The following is a 1,885-nucleotide window of genomic DNA, read 5'->3' on the forward strand; positions in this document are numbered from 1 at the left end:
CCACAGGCGGCGTTGGCCGTAGGACAGCGGTACCAGGTCGGGCCGCGGGCGTGCGGTCAGTGCGGGCCTTGCACCGTCGGCCTCACCCAGCCCGGCCGCGAGTCCGGCAACCGTCGGCGTGTCGAACAGCGTACGCACGGCGACCTCGACACCCAGCAGGGTGCGGATCCGGCTGACCAGCCGCACCGCGAGGAGCGAATGCCCGCCGAGCTCGAAGAAGTCCTCCTCCACCCCCACCACAGGCAGATCGAGCACCTCGGCGAAGACCAGGCACAAGATCTCCTCCACCGGCGACACCGCCCGCCGCCCGCCATCCGCGCCCGCCCCGTAGGACGGGGCCGGAAGGGCCTTGCGGTCCAGCTTGCCGTTCGCCGTCAACGGCAACGCCTCCAGCACCACCACCGCCGAGGGCACCATGTGATCCGGCAACCGCTCCGCCACGAACTCCCGTACGTCAGACGTCGTTTCGGCGCCCGTCGGGACGACGTAGCCGACGAGGCGGACGTCCCCGGTTGTGTCCTCGCGGGCGACGACAGCGGCCTGGGCGACCTGGGGGTGGGCGGCGAGGGCGGCCTGGACCTCGCCCGGCTCGATCCGGAAACCCCGCACCTTCACCTGCTCATCAGCACGACCCAGGAACTCCAGCTCACCGCCGGTGTTCCAGCGCACCCGGTCACCCGTGCGATACATCCGCACACCCGACTCGAACGGACAGGCAACAAACCGCTCCGACGTCAGCCCCGCACGCCCCACATAGCCACGCGCCACCTGCACACCGGCCACATACAACTCACCCGCAGCACCGACCGGCACCGGACGCAGATTGCCATCGAGGACATAGAAGCGGGTGTTGGCGACGGGGCCTCCGATGGGCACCACGCCCCGCTCCACCGTCTCGGCTGTCAGCGATGCGGTCGCCACACCGATCGTGGTCTCGGTGGGCCCGTAATGGTTGAACACCGCACACTCACCCGCGGCCTCCACCACCTCACCCACCCACGCAGCAGACGCCGCCTCACCACCCAGCACCAGCGAACCCGCCGGCACCACAGCCCCCATACCGGCACCCGCCGCCAACGCCGCCAAATGCGACGGCACCACCTTCACAAAATCGATCCCCCGCGAGCGCACATACCCGGCCACCACACCCGGATCCGTCACCGCCTCCTCGGCCAGCACATGCAACTCACCACCCGAAACCAGACACGCGAACACCGCCGTGTTCCCCAGGTCCGTCGCCTGCGCCTGCAACAACGCATACCGGCCGGCCCCGAACCCCACCCGGCCCGGCACCGACGCCACATAATTCGCCAGACCGGCATGCGTGACCGCCACACCCTTCGGCCGCCCCGTCGAACCCGACGTATAGATCACATACGCCACCTGGGCACCGTGCAGGGGAATTTCGGGAGCGTCAGCGGACGACGCCTCAAGCTGCATCCCCGTCAGCGGATCATCCAACGCCACCACCCGCGCACGACCGGCCGGAAGCTCATCGAAGACCTCATCCGTCGTCAGCGTCAGCACCGCACCGCTGTCCCGCATCACAAACGCGATCCGCTCCACCGGATACGACACATCGATCGGAACGTAAGCAGCCCCCGCCTTCCACACCGCCAAAATCCCCACCAGCGTCGTCACACCACGAGGCAACGCCAGACCCACCACCGACTCGGCACTCACCCCTTGAGCCAGCAGATAATGCGCAAGACGGTTCGCCCGCGCATCCAGCTCGGCATACGACACCTCGACGTCCCCGTCGACCACCGCCACCGCACCCGGAGTCCGCGCCACCCGCACCTCGAACGCCTCCGGCACCAGCACAGGCACCCCGACAGAACCGGTGTCGTTCCACTCCACCAACACCCGCCGACGCTCATCCACA

Annotated in this window: 1 protein-coding gene; it reads right to left on the minus strand. The window is 68.8% G+C overall.

The window, feature by feature from the left end; translation table 11 throughout:
- Positions 1-1,866, minus strand: a 1,866-nt coding sequence (locus K4G64_RS39130; RefSeq protein ID WP_221760599.1) for an amino acid adenylation domain-containing protein, incomplete at its 3' end; no start/stop codon positions are given.
- Positions 1,867-1,885: the final 19 nt, after the last annotated feature.

The sequence above is a fragment of the Streptomyces sp. WAC04114 genome, assembly GCF_019733245.1.
Lineage (GTDB): Bacteria > Actinomycetota > Actinomycetes > Streptomycetales > Streptomycetaceae > Streptomyces > Streptomyces massasporeus_A.